Annotated in this window: 2 protein-coding genes; both read left to right on the top strand. The window is 76.1% G+C overall.

Going from position 1 to position 23,750, the window contains the following annotated elements:
• Positions 1 to 7,593 (top strand): type I polyketide synthase (locus ACZ4VL_RS36515; RefSeq protein WP_468209056.1); only part of this gene is annotated, 7,593 nt, incomplete at its 5' end.
• Between the two features lie 45 nt (positions 7,594 to 7,638).
• The coding region (locus ACZ4VL_RS36510) for an SDR family NAD(P)-dependent oxidoreductase (RefSeq protein ID WP_468209054.1) at positions 7,639 to 23,750 on the top strand (16,112 nt) is incomplete at its 3' end.

Genomic DNA, 23,750 nt, shown 5'->3' with positions numbered 1-23,750 from the left:
GTGCCGCTGCCGGCCGGGGAGGTTCGGGAGCGGATCGTGCCGTGGGGTGAGGAGCGGATCTCCGTCGCCGCGGCCAACGGGCCGTCGTCCGTGGTCGTTTCGGGCGAGGCCCAGGCCCTGGACGAGTTCCTCGCTGCGTGCGAGGTGGACGGCGTGCGGGCGAAGCGGATCGCCGTGGACTACGCCTCCCACTCCGCGCAGGTCGACCTGGTGAAGGAGGAGCTGGCCGAGCTGCTGGCTCCGATCACCCCGCAGGACGCCGAGGTCCCGTTCCTGTCCACCGTGACCGGCGCCTGGGTCAAGGGCCCGGAGCTGGACGCCGGTTACTGGTTCCGCAACCTGCGGCAGACCGTCGAGCTGGAGAACGCCACCCGTACCCTCCTCGACCAGGGCTTCGGGGTGTTCGTCGAGTCCAGCCCGCACCCCGTCCTGACCGTCGGCCTGCAGGAGACCATCGACGACGCGGGCCGCGAGGCGGCCGTCCTCGGCTCCCTGCGCCGGGCCGAAGGCGGCCCGGAGCGGTTCTGGCAGTCCCTGGCCGAGGCGTTCGTCCGCGGTGTGGGCGTGGACTGGAAGGCCGTCTTCGCCGACACCGGAGCCCGCCGCGTGGACCTGCCCACCTACGCCTTCCAGCAGGAGCACTTCTGGCTGGAGAGCGGCACCGCCCAGGCCGCCGAGGCCGCCGCCGTGCACCCGGCCGACACCGCCGACGCCCGCTTCTGGGAGGTCGTCGAGGCCAACGACGTGGCCGCTCTCACCGCCGAGCTGGACATCGACGGGGACGAGGCGCTGACGGCGCTGCTCCCCGTGCTGTCCTCCTGGCGCCGGCAGAACCAGGAGCGGTCCACCGTCGACGGCTGGCGCTACCGGATCAGCTGGAAGCCCGCCCCCGAGCCGGCCGCCGGCCGCCTCTCCGGCACCTGGCTGGTCGCCGTCCCCGAGACCCCGACCGGCTCCGCCGACGACGTCGTCGCCGAGGCCGTCCTGCGCACCCTCGCCGAACACGGCGCCGAGGTACGGCGCACGGCCGTCCCCGCCACCCCCGACGCACGGGCCGAGCTGGCCGGCCGGATCCGCGAGACCCTCGCGGACGGCCCCACCGTATCGGGCGTGCTCTCCCTGCTGACCTCCGCCGGGACCGACGCGGCCGCCGGCGTCATCGCCACGCTCACCCTCGTCCAGGCCCTCGGCGACAGCGACGTGACCGCCCCGCTGTGGTGCGTCACCCGCGGCGCCGTCGCCGCGGCCCGCTCCGAGCAGCACCCCGACCCCGCGCAGGCGCCGATCTGGGGCCTGGGCCGGGTGGCCGCACTGGAGCACGGAGAGCGCTGGGGCGGGCTGATCGACCTGCCCGGCACGGACGCCGTCGACGAGCGGGCACTGGCCCGCCTGGCGGGCGTACTCGCCGGGGACGCCGCCGAGGACCAGGTCGCCGTCCGCCCCGCCGGGACCTTCGTACGGCGCCTCGTCCGCGCCCGCCTGGCCGACACGCCGCCGGTACGCGCCTGGCAGCCGAGCGGCACGACCCTGGTCACCGGCGGTACGGGCGCGCTCGGCGCGCACGTCGCCCGCTGGCTCGCCGGGAACGGCGCCGAGCACCTGATCCTCACCAGCCGCCGCGGCCCCGAAGCCCCCGGCTCCGCCGCACTGCACGAGGAACTCACCGCGCTCGGCGCCGAGGTCACCCTCGCCGCCTGCGACGTCAGCGACCGCGACGCCCTCGCCGCGCTCCTTGCGGCCGTCCCCGCCGACCGGCCGCTCACCGCCGTCGTGCACACCGCGGCCGTCCTCGACGACGGGGTCATCGAAGCGCTGACGCCCGCGCAGATCGAGCGGGTCTTCCAGGTCAAGGTCGACGCGACCCGGCACCTGCACGAGCTGACCCGGGACCTCGACCTGTCCGCGTTCGTCCTCTTCTCCTCCTTCGCCGCCACCTTCGGCGCCCCCGGCCAGGGCAACTACGCGCCGGGCAACGCCTTCCTCGACGCCTTCGCCGAATACCGGCGGGCCGCCGGCCTGCCCGCCACCTCCCTCGCGTGGGGCCCGTGGGGCGACGGGGGCATGGCCGAAGGCGCCGTCGGCGACCGGATGCGCCGCCACGGCGTGATCGAGATGGCCCCCGGACGGGCCGTCACCGCCCTCCAGCACGCTCTGGACCGCGACGAGACCACCCTGACCGTCGCCGACATGGAGTGGAAGCGCTTCGTCCTCGCCTTCACCTCCGGCCGCGCCCGGCCGCTGCTGCACGACCTGCCCGAGGCGCGCCAGGTCATGGAGAGCGTCCGCACCGAGGCGGCCGAGGACGGCGGCAGCGCCGCCCTGCTCGTCCGGCAGCTCGCCGGGCAGCCGGAGGCCGAGCAGGAGCGGCTGCTGCTGGACCTGGTCCGCACCGCCGTCGCCGGCGTCCTCGGCTACGCCGGACCCGACGCCGTCGAAGCCGGCCGGGCCTTCAAGGAGCTGGGCTTCGACTCGCTCACCTCCGTCGAGCTGCGCAACCGGCTGAACGCCGCCGCCGGTCTCAAGCTGCCGCCCACCCTGGTCTTCGACTACCCGACGCCCAGCGTCCTCGCCCGGTACCTGCGCGCCGAACTCGCCGGCCAGAGCGCCGCGGCCGCCACCCCGGCACCGATGGCCGCCGGCAGCGGGGGCGACGCCGAACCGATCGCCGTCGTCGCGATGAGCTGCCGATTCCCCGGCGGCGTCCGCAACCCCGAGGAGCTGTGGCAGCTGCTCGCCTCCGGCGGTGACGCCCTCTCCGGCTTCCCCGCCGACCGCGGCTGGGACGTCGAGGCGCTCTACAACCCCGACCCCGACGCCCAGGGCACCTCCTACACCCGCGAGGGCGGCTTCCTCACCGACGCGGCCGCCTTCGACCCGGCGTTCTTCGGGATCTCCCCGCGCGAGGCCCTGGCCATGGACCCGCAGCAGCGGCTCCTGCTGGAAACCTCCTGGGAGGCCTTCGAACGGGCCGGCATCACCCCGGAGACCCTCCACGGCAGCCAGTCCGGCGTCTTCGTCGGCACCAACGGCTCCGACTACTCCCACCTCGTCCGCGGCGCCGCCGACGGCCTGGAAGGACACCTGGCCACCGGCAGCGCGGGCAGCGTCGTCTCCGGCCGCGTCGCCTACACCTTCGGCCTCGAAGGCCCCGCCGTCACCGTCGACACCGCCTGCTCCGCCTCTCTGGTCGCCCTGCACCTCGCCGTGCAGGCGCTGCGGGCGGGGGAGTGCTCCATGGCCCTCGCCGGCGGTGTCACCGTCATGTCCACGCCCGGCACCTTCATCGAGTTCAGCCGCCAGCGGGGCCTGTCCACCGACGGCCGCTGCAAGGCGTTCTCCGCCGACGCCGACGGCTTCAGCCCGGCCGAGGGCGTCGGCATGCTCCTGGTGGAGCGGCTGTCGGACGCCCGGCGCAACGAGCACCCGGTCCTCGCCGTGATCCGCGGTACGGCCATCAACCAGGACGGCGCGTCCAACGGCCTCACCGCCCCCAACGGCCCCTCCCAGCAGCGCGTCATCCGCCAGGCCCTCGCCAACGCCCGCCTGACGGCCGCCGACGTCGACGTCGTCGAGGCCCACGGCACCGGCACCACCCTCGGCGACCCCATCGAGGCGCAGGCCCTACTGGCCACGTACGGGCAGGACCGCCCCGCCGACCGGCCGCTGCTGCTCGGCTCCATCAAGTCGAACATCGGCCACGCGCAGGCCGCCGCCGGCGTCGCCGGCGTGATGAAGATGGTCCTGGCCATGCAGCACGGGGTACTGCCGCAGAGCATCCACATCACGGAGCCCACCCCGCACGTGGACTGGACCGCGGGCGAGGTGGCCCTGCTCACCGAGCAGCGGGCCTGGCCCGAAACCGGTGGCCGCCCCTGGCGCGCCGGCGTGTCCTCGTTCGGGTTCAGCGGCACCAACGCCCACGCCATCATCGAGCAGGCCCCCGCCGCACAGGGGTCCGACGGGCAGGGGTCCGCCGTACAGGGGCCCGAGGGGCAGGGGACCCCTGCACCCCTGCACCCCCACCCCCTACTGACCGCGACCACCCCCGACGGCACCGGCGCCGACCCGCGGATCCCGCTGCCCTGGCCGCTGACCGCCAAGACGGACAAGGCGCTGCACCGCCAGGCCGAGCGCCTGCTGAACCACCTCGCCACCCGCCCTGACCTGCGGCGTAGCGATATCGGCCACTCCCTGGCCACCACCCGCACGGCACACGACCGGCGTGCCGTCCTGATCGGCCGGGACCGTGAGGAACACCTCGCGGGCCTGGCCACCCTGGCCGCCGGAGGCACGGCCCCCCTGCTCGTGCAGGGGTCGGTCATCGGGGGCAGGACCGCGTTCGTGTTCCCCGGACAGGGGTCGCAATGGGTGGGCATGGCCGAGGCGCTGTTGGACGCTTCACCTGTGTTTGCTGCCCGGGTGGATGAGTGTGCGAAGGCGCTGGAGCCCTTCACCGACTGGTCGTTGGTGGATGTGCTCCGGGGCGCCGAAGGCGCGCCCTCGTTCGACCGCGTCGACGTGGTGCAGCCGGCCCTGTGGGCGGTGATGGTGTCGTTGGCGGAGGTCTGGCGCGCGGCGGGTGTGCGGCCCGGCGCCGTGATCGGGCATTCGCAGGGTGAGATCGCCGCCGCCTGTGTGGCGGGGATCCTGTCGTTGGAGGACGCGGCCCGGGTGGTGGCCCTGCGCAGCCAGGCCATCGGGCGGGTGCTGGCGGGCCTCGGCGGCATGGTGTCCGTGCCGCTGCCGGCCGGGGAGGTCCGGGAGCGGATCGCGCCGTGGGGTGAGGAGCGGATCTCCGTCGCCGCGGCCAACGGGCCGTCGTCCGTGGTCGTTTCCGGCGAGGCCCAGGCCCTGGACGAGTTCCTCGCTGCGTGCGAGGCGGACGGCGTGCGGGCGAAGCGGATCGCCGTGGACTACGCCTCCCACTCCGCGCAGGTCGACCTGTTGAAGGAGGAGCTGGCCGAGCTGCTGGCTCCGATCACCCCGCAGGACGCCGAGGTCCCGTTCCTGTCCACCGTGACCGGCGCCTGGGTCAAGGGCCCGGAGCTGGACGCCGGTTACTGGTTCCGCAACCTGCGGCAGACCGTCGAGCTGGAGAACGCCACCCGTACCCTCCTGGACCAGGGCTTCGGGGTGTTCGTCGAGTCCAGCCCGCACCCGGTATTGACCGTCGGCATCCAGGAGACGGTGGAGGACTGCGGCCGCGAGGCGGCCGTCCTCGGCTCCCTGCGCCGGGGCGAAGGCGGCCCGGAGCGGTTCTGGCTCTCGCTCGGCGAGGCCTGGGCCCACGGCGCCGCCGTGGACTGGGACGCGGTGTTCGCGGGCACGGGTGCCGAGCGCGCCGAGCTGCCGACCTACGCCTTCCAGTCCCAGCGGTACTGGCCCGAGGCGGCCCCCGCCGAGGCGTCGGCGCCGCAGGCGAACAGCACCGTCGACGCCCGGTTCTGGGACGCCGTCGAACGCGAGGACCTCGCCGCCCTCACGGCCGAGCTCCGCGTCGACGGCGACCAGCCCCTGACCGCCCTGCTGCCCGCGCTGTCCTCGTGGCGGCGCCAGAGCCGCGAGCAGTCCACGGTCGACGGCTGGCGCTACCGCGTCACCTGGAAGCCGCTCGCCGACCCCACCACCACCCGGCTGTCCGGGACCTGGCTGGTCGTCGTGCCCGAGGCGCTCTCCGGCCCGGCCGGGGACACGGCCGCCGCCGTCCTGCGGACGCTCGCCGACCGCGGCGCCGAGGTCCGTACCGTCACCGTCGGCCCGGACACGGCCGACCGGGACGCGCTCACCGCCACCCTCAAGGCCGCCACCGAGGCGGCGGCCGCCCCGGCCGGCGTCCTCTCCCTCCTCGCCCTCGGCGAGGACACCGACGGCACCGGCGCGCTGCGCGCCCACACCGGGCTGCTCACCACCGGCGCCCTCGTCCAGGCCCTCGGTGACGCCGACGTGTCCGCGCCGCTGTGGTGCGCCACCCGCGGCGCCGTCGCCGTGGCCCGCTCCGAGCGGATCCAGGACCCGGCGCAGGCCCTCCTGTGGGGCTTCGGGCGGACCGTCGCCCTGGAGCACCCCGACCGCTGGGGCGGTCTGCTCGACCTGCCCCCGCAGGCCGACGACCGGACCCTCGAACGGCTCGTCGGGGTCCTCGCCGGCGACGGCGCCGAGGACCAGGTCGCCGTACGCCCCTCCGGGCTCCACGGCCGGCGCCTGGCCCACGCCCCGCTCGCCGACGCCCCGACCGCACCCGCCTGTAAGCCGAGCGGGACGGCCCTCGTGACCGGTGGTACGGGCGCGCTCGGCGCGCACGTCGCCCGCTGGCTCGCCGGGAACGGCGCCGAGCACCTGATCCTCACCAGCCGCCGCGGCCCCGAAGCCCCCGGCTCCGCCGCACTGCACGAGGAACTCACCGCGCTCGGCGCCGAGGTCACCCTCGCCGCCTGCGACGTCAGCGACCGCGACGCCCTGGCCGCGCTCCTCGCGGCCGTCCCCGCCGACCGGCCGCTGACCGCGGTGTTCCACACCGCCGGCGTCCTGGACGACGGGGTCATCGACGGGCTGACCCCCGAGCGGTTCGCGACCGTGCTCGCCCCCAAGGCGGACGCGGCGCTCGCCCTGCACGAGCTCACCCGCGACCTCGACCTGTCGGCGTTCGTCCTGTTCTCCGGTGTCGCCGGCACCCTCGGCGACGCCGGCCAGGCCAACTACGCCGCCGCCAACTCCTACCTCGACGCCCTCGCCGAGCAGCGGCACGCCGACGGCCTGCCCGCCACCTCCGTGGCCTGGGGCCGCTGGGGCGAGAGCGGACTGGCCGCGGGCGGCGCCATCGGCGAACGCCTGGACCGCGGCGGCGTTCCCGCCATGGCCCCGGGCGCGGCGATCCGCGCCCTCCAGCAGGCCCTCGACCACGCCGAGCCGGCCGTCGCCGTCGCCGACATCCGGTGGGAGCAGTTCACCCCCGGCTACACGGCCGTACGGCCCAGCCCGTTCCTCGGCGACCTGCCCGAGGTGCGGCGGCTCGCGCAGACCGCCCCCGCCGACGGGGCCGGGCACGGCGCCGACGCGCAGGGCGCCGCGCCCGGCGAGGCACTGCGGCGGAGGCTGTCGGTGATGCCGCAGGCCGAACAGGCACTGGCCGTACTGGAGTTGGTCCGCTCGCACGCGGCGACCGCCCTCGGGCACCCCACCACCGACGAGGTGGGCGCGGGCCGCGCCTTCAAGGAGCTCGGCTTCGACTCCCTGATCGCGCTGGAACTGCGCAACCGCCTGAACGCCGCGACCGGGCTGAAGCTTCCGGCGACGCTGGTCTTCGACCACCCGACGCCGGCCGTCCTTGCCGAGTTCCTGCGCGCCGAGATCGTCCAGGACGGCAGCACCGCTGCCGCCCCGGGCGTCGCGGAGCTGGAGAAGCTCGAATCCGCGCTGTCCGTCCTCGACCCCGACGACGGAACGCGCGCCGACATCGCCTCGCGCCTGCAGGCCCTCCTGGCGAAGTGGGGTGAACCGCAGGCCCATTCGAGCGACGGGGCCGTGGCCGAGAAGCTCCAGGAGGCCACGCCCGACGAGCTCTTCGACTTCATCGAGAACGAGCTCGGGATCTAGCACAGCGGACAGCAGGCAGTAGCAGCACAAGGGTTTGTGACGAACATGGGTGAGGTTCCAATGGCGGGTCAGGCGTCGGATCAGGACAAGATCCTCGGCTACTTGAAGCGGGTGACGGCCGATCTGCACCAGACGCGGCAGCGGCTGCGCGAGGTCGAGGCCCAGGAGCCCGAACCCATCGCGATCGTCGGTATGGCCTGCAGGTTCCCCGGCGGCATCGAGTCGCCGGAGGACCTGTGGGACCTGGTCGCGGGAGGCCGGGACGCCATCACCGACTTCCCCACCGACCGCGGCTGGGACCTGGAGTCCCTGTTCGACGCCGACCCCGAGCGGAGCGGCACGTCGTACACCCGCGAGGGCGGGTTCCTCGACGGGGTCGGCGAGTTCGACGCCGCCTTCTTCGGGATCAGCCCGCGCGAGACCCTCGGCATGGACCCGCAGCAGCGCCTGCTGCTGGAAACCTCCTGGGAGACCTTCGAGCGCGCCGGGATCGACCCGGCCACGCTGCGCGGCAGCAAGGCCGGCGTGTTCATCGGCACCAACGGCCAGGACTATCCCGACCTGCTGCGCGACGGGGTCCCCCAGGGGGTGGAGCAGTACCTCCTCACCGGCAACGCCGCGAGCGTCGTCTCCGGCCGCCTTTCCTACACCTTCGGGCTGGAGGGCCCGGCGGTCACCGTCGACACCGCCTGCTCCGCCTCGCTCGTCGCCCTGCACCTCGCGGTGCAGGCCCTACGGGGCGGTGAGTGCTCCCTGGCCCTCGCCGGCGGTGTCACCGTCATGTCCAGCCCGCGCGCCTTCGTGCAGTTCAGCCGGCAGCGCGGACTCGCCCCCGACGGCCGGTGCAAGCCGTTCGCCGACGGCGCCGACGGCACCGGCTGGGGCGAGGGCGTCGGCATGCTCCTCGTCGAGAAGCTGTCCGACGCCCGCCGCAACGGGCACCCCGTCCTCGCCGTGGTCCGCGGCAGCGCCATCAACCAGGACGGCGCCTCCAACGGCCTGACCGCCCCCAACGGGCCCTCCCAGCAGCGCGTCATCCGGCAGGCCCTCACCAACGCCGGGCTCACCCCGGCGCAGGTCGACGTCGTCGAGGCGCACGGCACGGGCACCACCCTGGGCGACCCCATCGAGGCGCAGGCCATCCTCGCCACCTACGGCCAGAACCGCGCCGACGGCCGGCCGCTGTGGCTCGGCTCCGTCAAGTCCAACCTCGGGCACACCCAGGCCGCCGCCGGCGTCGCGGGCATCATCAAGATGGTCCTGGCGATGGAGCACGGCGTCCTGCCCGAGTCCCTCCACATCGACCAGCCGTCCACCGCCGTCGACTGGACCACCGGCGACGTCGAACTCCTCACCCGGGCCGTGCCGTGGCCCGAGACCGGTCAGCCGCGCCGCGCCGGCATCTCCTCCTTCGGCGTCAGCGGCACCAACGCCCACACCGTCATCGAGCAGGCCCCGCCCGCCGACACCCCGGCGGCGTCGGGGGAGACCGGCGCCGGCACCACGGACACCGCCACCGACGCCGCCGCGGAGGGTGCCACCGGCCCGGTCCCGCTGCCGGTCTCCGGCCATGGCGACGAGGGCCTGCACGCCCAGGCCGAGCGCCTCGCCGCCCACCTGCGCGCCCACCCCGAACTGGCCGCGGACCCGGCGGGCCTGGCCGACCTCGGCTTCTCCCTCGCCACCAGCCGCGCCGCGCTGGACCGCCGCGCCGTCCTCTTCGCCGACGGCCGCGAGCAGCTCCTCGCCGACCTCGACGCGCTCGCCGCCGGCGAGCAGCCCGCCACCGCCGTCCTCGGCGCCGTCGGCGAGGGCAACACCGCCTTCCTCTTCACCGGCCAGGGCAGCCAGCGCCCCGGCATGGCCCGCGAGCTGTACGCCACCCACCCGGTGTTCGCCCGCGCCCTGGACGCCGTACGCGACGAACTCGACCGGCACCTCGAACGCCCCCTGTACGACGTCCTGTTCGCCGCCGAAGGCACCCCCGGGGCGGCCCTGCTCGACGAGACCGCCCACACCCAGGCCGCCCTGTTCGCCGTCGAGGTCGCCCTCTACCGGCAGCTCGAACAGTGGGGCGTGACCGCCGACTTCCTCATCGGGCACTCCATCGGCGAACTCGCCGCCGCCCACGTCTCCGGCGTCCTCACCCTCCCCGACGCGGCCGCCCTGGTCGCCGCCCGCGGCCGGCTGATGCAGGCCCTGCCCGCCGGCGGCGCGATGATCGCCGTCGAGGCCACCGAGGACGAGGTCACCCCGCTCCTCACCGACCGGGTGTCCGTCGCCGCCGTCAACGGCCCCCGCTCCGTCGTCGTCTCCGGCGACGAGGACGCCGCCACCGCGGTCGCCGAGGCCCTGCGCGCCCGTGGCCGCCGCACCAAGCGGCTCACCGTCAGCCACGCCTTCCACTCGCCACTCATGGACGACATGCTCGGCGCGTTCCGCGAGGCCGCCGAAGCCGTCAACTACGCGCCGCCGGTCATCCCGATCGTCTCCAACCTCACCGGTGCCTCCGTCACCGCCGAGGAGATCTGCACCGCCGACTACTGGGTGCGGCACGTCCGCGAGGCCGTCCGCTTCCTCGACGGCGTACGCGCCCTGGCCGCGCTCGGCGTCACCACCTTCATCGAGGTGGGCCCCGGCGGCGTCCTCACCGCCCTCGCCCAGGACTGCCTCGCCGCACCGGACGGCGAGGACGGCGAGCCCGGCCGGGACGGCCTGCGGGACGCCGTGTTCGTACCCGCCCTGCGCGCCGACCGCCCCGAGCCGGCCGCCTTCGCCGCCGCCGTCGCCCGGGCCCACGCCCACGGCGTAGCCGTGGACTGGTCCGCCGTCTTCGCCGGCCGCGGCGCCACCCGCGTCGACCTGCCCACGTACGCCTTCCGGCGCCGCCTCTACTGGCCCGAGCAGCCCACCGCCTGGACCGGCGACGTCACCGCCGCCGGCATCGGCTCCGCCGACCACCCGCTGCTCGGCGCCGCCATCGCCCTGGCCGACGGCGACGGCTACCTCTTCACCGGCCGCCTCTCCCTGGCCACCCACCCCTGGCTCGCCGACCACACGGTCATGGACACCGTGCTGCTGCCCGGCACCGCCTTCGTCGAACTCGCCCTCCGGGCCGGCGAGCACACCGGCTGCGAACTCCTCGACGAGCTCACCCTCCAGGCACCGCTGGTCCTGCCCCCGCACGGCGGCATCCAGATCCAGCTCGCCGTCGGCGCGCCCGACACCGACGGACGGCGCCCGCTCACCCTGCACTCCCGGCCCGAGGACGCCGCAGACGACACCTGGGGCGAAGGCGCCTGGACCCGGCACGCCACCGGCTTCCTCGCCCCCGCCGGCACCCGGGCCGACCGGGCGACCGGCACCGACCTGGCCACCTGGCCGCCGAAGGACGCGACCGCCGTCCCCGTCGACGGCCTGTACGAGTACCTCACCGGCACCGGCTTCGCCTACGGGCCCGTCTTCCAGGGCCTGACCGGCGCCTGGCAGCGCGCCGGCGAGGTCTTCGCCGAGGTCCGCCTGCCCGAGCAGGCCCACGCCGAGGCCGCCCTGTTCGGCCTGCACCCGGCCCTGCTCGACGCCGCCCTGCACGCCGTCGGCATGGGCTCCCTGCTGGAGGACACCGAGCACGGCAGACTGCCGTTCTCCTGGAGCGGCGTCGCCCTGCACGCCGTCGGCGCCCGCGCCCTCCGCGTCCGCCTCGCCCCCGCCGGGCAGGACACCGTCCGCGTCGACCTCGCCGACGAGACCGGCGCGCCCGTCGCCTCCGTCGACGCCCTGCTGCTCCGCCCCGTCAGCCCCGACCAGGTCCGCGCCGCCCGCACCGCCTTCCACGACTCGCTGTTCCGCGTCGACTGGACCCCGCTGGCCCTCCCGGCCGCCACCACGGTCGCCCCCGGCCAGTGGGCCCTGCTCGGCGGGGCCGCCGCCGGCGCCCGCTTCACCACCGTCCTGCCCACGGCAGCCGCGTACACGGACCTCACCGCCCTCACCGCGGCCGTCGAGGCCGGCGGCCCGGTCCCGCAGGCCGTCGTCCTCCCCGTGGCCGTCCCCGCCGCCGAGGGCACCCCGGCGACCCCGGTCGACGCCGCGCTGCCCGCCGCCGTCGCCGACGCCCTGCACCACACCCTGGAACTGGCCCAGGCCTGGCTCGCCGACGACCGCTTCGCCGGCTCCCGCCTGGTGTTCACCACCCACGGCGCCGTCGCCACCACCGCCGGCTCCGACGTGCCCGACCTGGCGCACGCCCCGCTGTGGGGCCTGCTGCGCGCCGCCCAGTCCGAGCACCCCGACCGGTTCGTCCTGCTCGACCTGGACGACCGCGAGGAGTCCCTGCGCGCCCTCCCCGCGGCGCTGGCCACCGGCGAGGCGCAGCTCGCGCTCCGCGAGGGCCGCGCCGTCGTGCCCCGGCTCGCCCGCGTCCCGGCCGTGCCCGCCGCCGAGGGCCACGAGGCCCGTCCGCTCGACACCGACGGCACCGCCCTGGTCACCGGAGCCACCGGCACCCTCGGCGGGCTCGTCGCCCGCCATCTCGTCACCGCGCACGGCGTCCGCCGGCTGCTGCTGACCAGCCGCCGCGGCGAGGCCGCCGCCGGAGCCCCCGAACTCCTCGCGGAGCTGCGCGCGCTGGGCGCCGAGGTCACCCTCGCCGCCTGCGACGCCGCCGACCGCGACGCGCTCGCCGCCGTGCTGGCCGCCGTACCCGCCGAGCACCCGCTGACCGCCGTCGTGCACACCGCCGGCGTCCTCGACGACGGCATCCTCGAAGCGCTCACCCCCGAGCGGATCGACCTCGTCCTGCCCGCCAAGGTCGACGCGGCCGTGAACCTGCACGAGCTGACCCGCGGCCTCGACCTCGCCGCGTTCGTGCTGTTCTCCGCCGCCGCCGGCACCCTCGGCGCGGCCGGCCAGGCCAACTACGCCGCCGCCAACACCTTCCTCGACGCCCTCGCCCAGCGCCGCCGCGCCGAGGGCCTGCCCGCCACCGCGCTCGCCTGGGGCCTGTGGGCCGAGCGCAGCGGCATGACCGGCGACCTCGCCGACACCGACCTGGAGCGGATCTCCCGCGCCGGCGTCGCCGCGCTCTCCTCCGCCGAGGGCCTCGCCCTCATGGACACCGCCCGGGAGACCGGCGAGGCCACCGCCGTTCCCATGCACCTCGACCTGGCCGGGCTGCGCCAGGCCGACGCGAGCATGGTCCCGCCGCTGCTGCGCGGACTGGTCCGGCCCGCCGCCCGCCGCACCGCCGCCGCCCAGGGCGCCGCGCCCGCCGACGGCCTCGCCGAGCGGCTGCTGCCGCTGACCGCCGTCGAACGCGACCGGCTGCTGCTGGCCACCGTCCGCGTCCAGGTCGCCGCCGTCCTCGGCTTCCCCGGCCCCGACGCCGTCGACCCCGGCCGCGCCTTCAAGGAGCTCGGCTTCGACTCGCTCACCGCCGTCGAACTGCGCAACCGCCTCGGCTCCGCCACCGGCGTCCGGCTGCCCGCCACCCTCGTCTTCGACTACCCCACCCCGAACGCGCTCGCCGCGTTCCTGCGCACCGAACTCCTCGGCGACCAGGCCGCGCCCGCGTCCACCGGCACCACCGGCAGCACCGCCCGGGGCTCGGCCGTCGCCGACGAGCCCATCGCCATCGTCGCCATGGCCTGCCGCTACCCCGGCGGGGTCACCACCCCCGAGGAACTGTGGCAGCTCGTCGCCGGCTCCGCCGACGCGATCTCCCCGTTCCCCACCGACCGCGGCTGGAACCTGGACGCGCTGTACGACTCCGACCCCGGCCGCGCCGGGACCTCGTACACCCGCGAGGGCGGCTTCCTCCACGACGCCGCCGACTTCGACCCCGACGTCTTCGGCATCAACCCGCGCGAGGCCCTCGCCATGGACCCGCACCAGCGGCTCCTGCTCGAAACCTCCTGGGAGGCGTTCGAACGCGCCGGCATCGACCCCGCCGCCCTGCGCGGCAGCCGCACCGGCGTCTTCGCCGGCGTCATGTACCACGACTACCTGACCCGGCTCCCGGCCGTCCCCGAGGGCCTGGAGGGCTACCTCGGCACCGGCACCGCCGGCAGCGTCGCCTCCGGCCGCATCTCCTACACCTTCGGCCTCGAAGGCCCCGCCGTCACCATCGACACGGCCTGCTCCTCCTCCCTGGTCGCCCTGCACCTGGCCGCGCAGGCCCTGCGCAGCGGCGAGTGCGACATGGCGCTCGCCGGCGGTGTCACCGTCATGTCCACCCCGGACACCTTCATCGACTTCAGCCGCCAGCGCGGCCTGTCCACCGACGGCCGCTGCAAGTCCTTCTCCGCCGACGCCGACGGCACCGGCTGGGCCGAGGGCGCCGGCATGATCCTCGTCGAGCGGCTCTCCGACGCCCGCCGCAACGGCCACCCGGTCCTCGCCGTGGTCCGCGGCACCGCCGTCAACCAGGACGGCGCGTCCAACGGCCTGACCGCCCCCAACGGGCCCTCCCAGCAGCGCGTCATCCGCGAGGCCCTCGCCCACGCCGGCCTGACCACCGCCGACGTCGACGCCGTCGAGGCCCACGGCACCGGCACGACCCTCGGCGACCCCATCGAGGCGCAGGCCCTGATCGCAACCTACGGTCAGGACCGGCCCGAGGACCAGCCCCTGCGGCTCGGCTCCATCAAGTCGAACATCGGCCACACCCAGGCCGCCGCCGGCGCCGCCGGCATCATCAAGATGGTCCTGGCCATGCGCCACGGCGTCCTGCCGGCCTCGCTGCACATCGGCGAGCCGTCCCCGCACATCGACTGGACCGCCGGCGCGGTCTCCCTCCTCACCGAGCAGACGCAGTGGCCCGAGACGGGCCGCCCGCGCCGCGCGGGCATCTCCTCCTTCGGCGTCAGCGGCACCAACGCGCACGTCATCATCGAGCAACCGCCCGCCGACGAGGACACCGGCACCGGCACCGGTACGGGTACGCCCGACAGCGCCACCGCCGCCGCCCTCCCGGCCGGCACCCCGCTGCCGTTCGTCCTCTCCGGCCGCACCCCCGACGCACTGCGCGCCCAGGCCGCCCGGCTCGCCGCCCACCTCACCGAACGGCCCGGCGCGGCACTCGCCGACGTGGCGTACTCCCTGGCCACCAGCCGCACCGCCCTGGACCGCCGGGCCGCCGTCGTCGCCGCCGACCACGAGGAGCTGCTGACCGGGCTCGCCGCGCTCGCCGAGGGCCGCGACCACGCCCGGACCGTGCGGCACGACGCCGGCGACGGCCGGCTCGCCGTCCTCTTCACCGGCCAGGGCAGCCAGCGCCCCGGCATGGGCCGCGAACTGTACGCCGCCCAGCCGGTGTTCGCCGCCGCCCTGGACGAGGCCTGCGCCGCCCTGGACCCGCACCTCGAACGGCCCCTCAAGGACGTGCTGTTCGCCGAGGACGGCGGGAACGGCGAGGGCGGTGCACTCCTCGACCGGACCGGCACCACCCAGCCCGCCCTGTTCGCGCTGGAGACCGCGCTCTACCGGCTCGTCGAATCCTGGGGCGTGCGCCCCGACTTCGTCGCCGGCCACTCCATCGGCGAGATCACCGCCGCGCACGTCGCCGGCATCCTCACCCTGCCCGACGCGGCCGCCCTGGTCGCCGCCCGCGGCCGGCTGATGGAGCAGCTGCCCGAGGGCGGCGCGATGATCGCGCTCGCCGCCACCGAGGACGAGGTCCGGCCGCTGCTGGCCGGCCGCGAGGACCGGATCGGCCTCGCCGCCGTCAACTCCGTCTCCGCCGTGGTCGTCTCCGGCGACGAGGACCTCGCGCTGGAGATCGCCGCCGAGTTCGAGTCCCGCGGCCGCCGCACCAAGCGGCTCACCGTCAGCCACGCCTTCCACTCCCCGCTGATGGACGGCATGCTCGACGAGTTCCGCGAGGTCGCCGCCTCCCTCACGTACCACGCGCCCGTCATTCCCGTCGTCACGAACCTCACCGGCGAACTCGCCGGCGACGCGCTGCGCAGCCCCGAGCACTGGGTCGCCCACGTCCGCGAGGCCGTCCGCTTCCTCGACGGCATCCGCACCCTGGACGCCGAGCGCGTCACCACCTACCTCGAACTCGGCCCGCAGGGCGTGCTGTCCGGCCTCGGCCGCGACTGCCTCACCGACACGGACAGCCGGACCGACGCCGTGTTCGTCCCCGCCCTGCGCCGCGACCGCGGCGAGGCCGAGGCGCTGGCCGCCGCGATCGCCGCCGTCCACGCCCGGACCGTCCCGGTCGACTGGACCGCGTACTTCGCCGCGACCGGTGCCCGCCGCACCGACCTGCCCACGTACGCCTTCCAGCGCCGCCGGTTCTGGCTGGAGGCCCCCGCCGGCTTCATCGGGGACGTCGAGTCGGCCGGCCTGGGCGCCGCCCACCACCCGCTGCTCGGCGCCGCCGTGCCGCTCGCCGACGGCGAGGGCTTCCTGTTCACCGGCCGCCTCTCCCTCGACACCCACCCCTGGCTGGCCGACCACGCCGTCATGGGCACCGTCCTCCTCCCCGGCACCGCCTTCGTCGAGCTCGCCATCCGGGCCGGCGACCAGGCCGGCTGCGACCTGCTGGAGGAGCTCACCCTCGAAGCCCCGCTCGTCCTGGCCCCGCACGCCGCGGTCCGCCTGCAGATCGTGGTCGGCGCCCCCGACCGCGACGGCCGCCGCACCCTGGACCTGTACTCCGGTGACCCGGACGCCGCCGACGACGAGCCGTGGACCCGCCACGCCACCGGCATCCTCGCCACCGGCGCCCCGCGGCCCGCGTTCGACCTCACCGCCTGGCCGCCGGCCGGCGCCGAGGCCGTCACCGTCGACGGCCTGTACGAGCACCTCGGCCGGAGCGGCTTCGCCTACGGCCCGGTCTTCCAGGGCCTGCGGGCCGCCTGGACCCTCGGCGACGACGTCTACGCCGAGGTCGCCCTGCCCGAGGACCGGCAGGCCGACGCCGCCCGGTTCGGCCTGCACCCGGCCCTCCTCGACGCCGCCCTGCACGCCACCTTCGTCCAGCCGTCCCCCGAAGGGGACCGCCAGGCCGGGCTGCCGTTCTCCTGGCGCGGTGTGTCCCTGCACGCCGTCGGCGCGGCCGCGCTGCGCGTCCGCCTCACCACGGGCGGCGAGGACGCCCTCTCCCTCCAGGTCGCCGACACCGCCGGTGCGCCGGTCGCCGCCGTCGAACGGCTGATGGTGCGGCCCGTCTCCGCCGACCGGCTGGCCGGCGCCGCCCGCACCGCGCACCACGAGTCGCTGTTCCGCGTCGACTGGGCCACCCTGCCGCTGCCGTCCGGCACCCCTGACGCGCAGCCCGGCGACACCTGGGCCGTCCTCGGCGCCGGTACCCGCCTGCCCGGCCGCACCCACGCCGACCTGGCGGCCCTGGCCGCCGCCGTCGACGCGGGAGCACCGGCCCCCGCGTACGTCCTGGCGCCCTGCCCGGCCGCCGACGGTGACGGTGTGCTCGGCCCGGACGCCGTCCGCGCCGCCACCCACCGGGCCCTCGCCCTCGTCCAGGGCTGGCTCGCCGACGACCGGTTCGCCGACTCCCGCCTGGTGTTCGTCACCCGCGGCGCCGTCGCCACCCCGGGCGACTGGGACCTCGCCGACCTCGTCCACGCCCCCGTCTGGGGCCTGGTCCGCACCGCGCAGGCGGAGAACCCCGACCGGTTCGTCCTCGCCGACCTCGACACCACCGGCAGCGACGAGACCCTGCCCGGCCTGCTCGACGCCGCCCTCGCCACCGGCGAGCCGCAGTTCGCGGTCCGCCGCGGCACCGTCCACGCCCCCCGCCTCGCCCGGGTCCCGGCGGCCACCCCGCTGACCCCGCCCGCCGACGGCTCGGCCTGGCGCATGGACATCGAGGACAAGGGCACCCTCGACCACCTCACCCTGCTCCCCAGCCCCGAGTCCGAGGCCCCGCTGGAGCCCGGCCAGGTCCGCGTCGCCGTCCGCGCCGCAGGCCTCAACTTCCGCGACGTCCTCAACGCCCTCGGCATGTACCCCGGCGACCCCGGCCTGATGGGTTCCGAAGGCGCCGGCATCGTCCTGGAGACCGGTCCCGGCGTCACCGACCTCGCCCCCGGCGACCGCGTCATGGGCATGCTGCCCGGCGCCTTCGGCCCGCTCGTCGTCGTCGACCGCCGCATGATCGCCCCGATGCCCGAGGGCTGGACCTTCGCCGAGGCCGCGGCCGTACCGATCGTCTTCATGACGGCGTACTACGCCCTCCACGACCTCGCCGGCCTGCAGGGCGGCGAGACCCTCCTGGTGCACGCCGCCGCCGGCGGCGTCGGCATGGCCGCCGTCCAACTGGCCCGCCACTGGGGCGCCGAGGTCTACGCCACCGCCAGCCCCGCCAAGTGGGACACCCTGCGCGGACTCGGCCTGACCGACGACCGGATCGCCTCCTCCCGCACCCTCGACTTCGAGGACACCTTCCGCACCGCCACCGGCGGCGCGGGCGTCGACGTCGTCCTGGACTCCCTGGCCCGCGAGTTCGTCGACGCCTCGCTGCGGCTGCTGCCGCGCGGCGGACGCTTCGTCGAGATGGGCAAGACCGACGTCCGCGACCCGCAGGACGTCGCCGCCGCCCACCCCGGCGTCACGTACCAGGCCTTCGACCTCACCGAGGCCGGTCTCGACCGCATCCAGGAGATGCTCACCGCCCTCCTCGGCCTCTTCGAGTCCGGTGCCCTGCGCCCGATCCCGGTCTCGTCCTGGGACCTGCGCCAGGCCCCCGAGGCCTTCCGCTACCTCAGCCAGGCCCGCCACACCGGCAAGATCGTCCTCACCGTGCCCGCCGAGTGGAACCCCGAGGGCACCGTCCTCATCACCGGCGGCACCGGCACCCTGGGCGCCCTCGTCGCCCGGCACGCCGTCACCGTCCGCGGCGCCCGCCGCCTGATCCTGACCAGCCGCCGCGGCGAGGCCGCCGCCGGCGCCGCCGAACTCGCCGCGGAACTGCGCGCCCTGGGCGCCGAGGTCACTGTCGCCGCCTGCGACGCCGCCGACCGCGACGCCCTCGCCGCCCTGCTGGCCGGCATCCCGGCCGCGCACCCGCTGACCGCCGTCGTCCACACCGCCGGTGTCCTCGACGACGGCATCACCACCGCCCTCACCCCCGAGCGGGTCGACCGCGTCCTGCGCCCCAAGGCCGACGCCGCGCTCCACCTGCACGAGCTGACCCGCCGGCTCGACCTGGCCGACTTCGTCCTGTTCTCCTCCGCCGCCGGCACCTTCGGCGGCGCCGGCCAGGCCAACTACGCCGCCGCGAACGTCTTCCTCGACGCCCTCGCCCGCCACCGCCAGGCCCGCGGCCTGCCCGGCACCTCCCTCGGCTGGGGCCTGTGGGCCGAGGCCAGCGGCATGACCGGCGAGCTGGACACCGCCGACAAGGACCGCATGACCCGGTCCGGAGTCCTCGGCCTCTCCTCCGAGGAGGGCCTGGGCCTGCTCGACACCGCCCACCGCACCGGCGACGCCCACCTCGTCCCCATGCAGCTCGACCTCGTGCCGCTGCGCCAGGCCGACGCCAGCATGGTCCCCGCCCTGCTGCGCGGCCTCGTGCGCACCCCGGCCCGCAGGGCCGTCGAGGCCACCGCGGCCGGCGGCGGAACCCCGCTGGTGGAGCAGCTCGTCCGGCTCCCCGGGAGCGAGCGCGACGCACTCCTCCTGGACCTGGTCCGCGACCAGGTGGCCGCCGTCCTCGGCCACGCCACCCCGGACGCCGTCGAACCCGGCCGCGCCTTCAAGGACCTCGGCTTCGACTCGCTGACCGCCGTCGAGTTCCGCAACCGGCTCGGCGCCGCCGCCGGCGTCCGCCTGCCCGCCACGCTCGTCTTCGACTACCCCACCCCCACCGCCCTCGCCGGCTTCCTCAAGGACGAGCTCCTCGGCTCCGAGGCCGCCGCCGCAGCCGCCGCCCTCCCGCGCCACCCGGCCGGCGCCGGCCCCGCCGAGGCCGACGACCCCATCGCCATCGTCGCCATGAGCTGCCGCTTCCCCGGCGGCGTCCGCAGCCCCGAGGAGCTGTGGGAGCTGCTCGCCGAAGGCCGCGACGGCATCGCCCACCTCCCCGAGGACCGTGGCTGGGACACCGACGCGCTGTACGACCCCGACCCGGACAACCCCGGCACCTCGTACGCCCGGGAAGGCGGCTTCGTCTACGACGCCCACCACTTCGACCCCGCGTTCTTCGGGATCAACCCGCGCGAGGCCCTCGCCATGGACCCGCAGCAGCGCCTGCTGCTGGAGACCTCCTGGGAGGCGTTCGAGCGGGCCGGCATCGACCCGACGGGCCTGCGCGGACAGCAGGTCGGCGTGTTCGTCGGCCAGATGCACAACGACTACGTGTCGCGCCTGAACACCGTCCCCGAGGGCGTCGAGGGCTACCTCGGCACCGGCGGCTCCAGCAGCATCGCCTCCGGCCGCGTCTCCTACACCCTCGGCTTCGAGGGCCCGGCCGTCACCGTCGACACCGCCTGCTCCTCCTCGCTGGTCGCCCTGCACCTCGCCGCGCAGGCCCTGCGCTCCGGCGAGTGCTCCCTCGCCCTCGCCGGCGGCGTCACCATCATCACCACCCCCGACGTCTTCACCGAGTTCAGCCGCCAGCGCGGCCTCGCCGCCGACGGCCGCTGCAAGCCGTTCGCGGCCGCCGCCGACGGCACCGCGTGGGGCGAGGGCGCCGGCATGCTGCTCGTCGAGCGGCTCTCCGACGCCCGCCGCAACGGCCACCAGGTGCTCGCGGTCGTCCGCGGTACGGCCGTCAACCAGGACGGCGCATCCAACGGCCTGACCGCCCCCAACGGCCCGTCCCAGCAGCGCGTCATCCGCCAGGCCCTCGCCAACGCCGGCCTGACCGCCGCCGAGGTCGACGCCGTCGAGGCGCACGGCACGGGCACCCGCCTCGGCGACCCGATCGAGGCGCAGGCGCTGCTCGCCACGTACGGCCAGGACCGGCCCCTGGACAGCCCCCTGTGGCTGGGCTCCATCAAGTCCAACTTCGGCCACACGCAGGCCGCCGCCGGAGTCGCCGGCATCATCAAGATGGTGCAGGCGATGCGCCACGGCGTGCTGCCGCAGACCCTGCACGTCGACGAGCCCTCCCCGCACGTCGACTGGTCCGCGGGCGCGGTGTCCCTGCTCACCGAGCAGCGCCCCTGGCCGGAGACCGGCCGCCCGCGCCGCGCCGGCGTCTCCTCCTTCGGCATGAGCGGTACGAACGCCCACGCCATCGTCGAGCTCCCGGCCACCGCGGAGGCCGCGGACACGACCGACACCGCGAACGCCCCGGCCACCCCGGCCGCGCTTCCGTGGCACCTGAGCGCCCGCACCTCCGAGGCCCTGCGCGGCCAGGCCGAGCGGCTCCTCGCCCACCTCGACGCGGACCCGGCGGCCGAGCCCGCCGACATCGGCCACACCCTGGCCACCGCCCGGGCCGTCTTCGAGCAGCGCGCGACCGTGGTCGCGGCGGACCGCGACGGCTTCCGCACCGGCCTGGCCGCCCTCGCCGAGGGCCGCTCGGCGGCCGGACTGGTCAGGGGCACCCCCGCGACCGGCGGGAAGCTCGCCTTCCTGTTCACCGGCCAGGGCAGCCAGCGCCCGGGCGCGGGCCGCGAACTCTACGACGCCCACCCGGTGTTCGCCGCCGCCCTCGACGCGGTGTGCGACCGCATGGACCTGGAACGGCCGCTGCAGGAGGTGCTGTTCGGCTCGGACGCGGAGCTCCTGGACGAGACGGCGTACACCCAGCCCGCGCTGTTCGCGGTCGAGGTGGCCCTCTTCCGGCTCGTCGAGTCCTGGGGCGTGAAGCCGGACTTCCTGTCCGGCCACTCCATCGGCGAGATCGCCGCCGCCCACGTGGCCGGGGTCCTCTCGCTGGACGACGCGTGCACCCTGGTCGCCGCCCGCGGCCGGCTGATGCAGGCCCTGCCCGCCGGCGGCGTGATGATCGCCGTCGAGGCCGCGGAGGACGAGGTCCTGCCGCTGCTGACCGGCGCCGACCGGGTGTCCGTCGCCGCGGTCAACGGCCCGCGGGCCGTTGTGATCGCCGGTGACGAGGACGCCGTGGTCGCCGTCGCGGAGGCCTTCGAGGCGCAGGGCCGCAAGACCAAGCGGCTCACCGTCAGCCACGCCTTCCACTCGCCCCACATGGACGGCATGCTGGACGACTTCCGGCGCGTGGCCGAGGGGCTGACGTACACCGCCCCGCGCATCCCGGTCGTCTCCCACCTGACGGGCGCCGTGGCGGGCGAGGAGATGGCTTCGGCCGACTTCTGGGTCCGGCACGTGCGGGAGGCGGTCCGCTTCCTCGACGGCGTCCGCGCCCTGGAGGCCGCCGGAGTCACCACGTACGTCGAACTCGGCCCCGACGGCGTCCTGTCCGCGATGGCCCAGGCCTGCCTGACCGACGACACCGGCTCCGCCGCGTTCGCCGCCGCCCTGCGCGCCGGACGCCCCGAGCCCGAGACCCTGCTCACCGCCCTGTCCACCGCGTACGTCCGCGGCACCTCCGTCGACTGGCCGGCCTTCTACGCCCCGCTCGGGGCCCGGCGCGCCGACCTGCCGACGTACGCCTTCCAACGCACCCTCTACTGGCTCGACGCCGGCCGCACCGACGGCGACGTCACCGCCGCCGGTCTCGGCTCCGCCGACCACCCGCTGCTCGGCGCCGAGGTCCAGCTGCCCGACTCCGACGGCCACGTCTTCACCGGACGCCTGTCGCTGGCCGGCCACCCCTGGCTCGGGGACCACCGGGTCATGGGCTCCGCGCTGCTCCCGGGCACGGCCTTCGTCGAACTCGCGCTCCAGGCCGGCACGCACGTCGGCTGCGAGCTCGTCGAAGAGCTCACCCTGGAGGCGCCGCTCGTCCTGCCCGAGCAGGGCGGCGTCCAGCTGCGGCTCTCCCTCGGCGCCGCCGACCGCACCGGCGGCCGGCGCAGCCTGTCCCTGCACTCCCGGCCCGAGGGCGCCGACCCGGACACGCCGTGGACGCGGCACGCCGCCGGTGTGCTCGCGCCCGGCACCGGCCAGGCCCCGCAGGCCCTCACCGAGTGGCCGCCGGCCGGGGCGGAGTCCCTCCCGGTGGACGGCCTGTACGAGGGCCTCGCGGACTCCGGCTTCGGCTACGGGCCGGTCTTCCGCGGCCTGCGCGCCGCCTGGCGCCACCAGGACGCGTACTACGCCGAGGTCGCCCTGCCCGAGGGCGCTGCCGGCGAGGCCGCCCGCTTCGGCCTGCACCCCGCCCTGCTCGACGCGGCGCTGCACGCGCTCGGACTGGGCGCCGCGGACGCCGGCGCCGGCGAAGGCCGCCTGCCGTTCTCCTGGTCCGGGGCGTCCCTGCACGCGGTCGGGGCCGCCGAGCTCCGGGTGCGGCTGACCACGGGCCGGGGCGGCGAGGTGGCCCTGACGATCGCCGACGCCGCGGGCGCTCCCGTCGCCTCGGTGACCGGACTGGCCCTGCGCGCGGTGAACCGCGACCAGCTGGGCACGGCACCGGACGCCACCCGCGACTCCCTGTTCCGGGTGGAGTGGACGGAGCTGGCCGCCGGCGGGTCCTTCGAGGACTGGCGGATGCTGGACGGGTCCGACGGGTCCGACGGGTCCGACGATTCCGCGGTCGCGCTGGTCGTGCCCTGCACGACGCCGGCCGGCACGGACCCGGTGGCCGCGGTGCACGCGGAGACCGCCCGAGTGCTCCGGCTGCTCCAGGACTGGTCGGCGGACGAGCGGTCCGCCGACGCCCGCCTGGTCTTCCTGACCCGCGGCGCGGTGGAGGCCGTACCCGGCGAGGGCGTGGCGGATCCGGCGGCCGCAGGCGTACGGGGTCTGGTGCGTTCGGCGCAGTCCGAGAACCCGGGCCACCTGGTGCTGGTGGACGTCCATGCCGACGCGACCGACGCCGACGTCGCCGGGGCGCTCTCGGCCGCGCTCGCCTCGGGCGGGTCCGAGGTGGCGGTGCGTGAGGGCGCGGTGCTGGTGCCGAGGCTGGCGCGGACGGCGACGGCCGCCGGAGCCACCACGGAGTGGGACGCCGAGGGCACGGTGTTGGTGACGGGTGCGAGTGGTTCGCTGGGCGGGCTGTTCGCTCGTCACCTGGTGGCCGAGCAGGGTGTCCGGCGTCTGCTGCTGGTGTCCCGTCGCGGTGGGGCGGCGGAGGGTGCTGCGGAGCTGTCGGCGGAGCT

The organism is Streptomyces sp. NPDC029014 (genome assembly GCF_055564695.1).
This window is presented reverse-complemented; position numbering and strand designations above follow the sequence as displayed.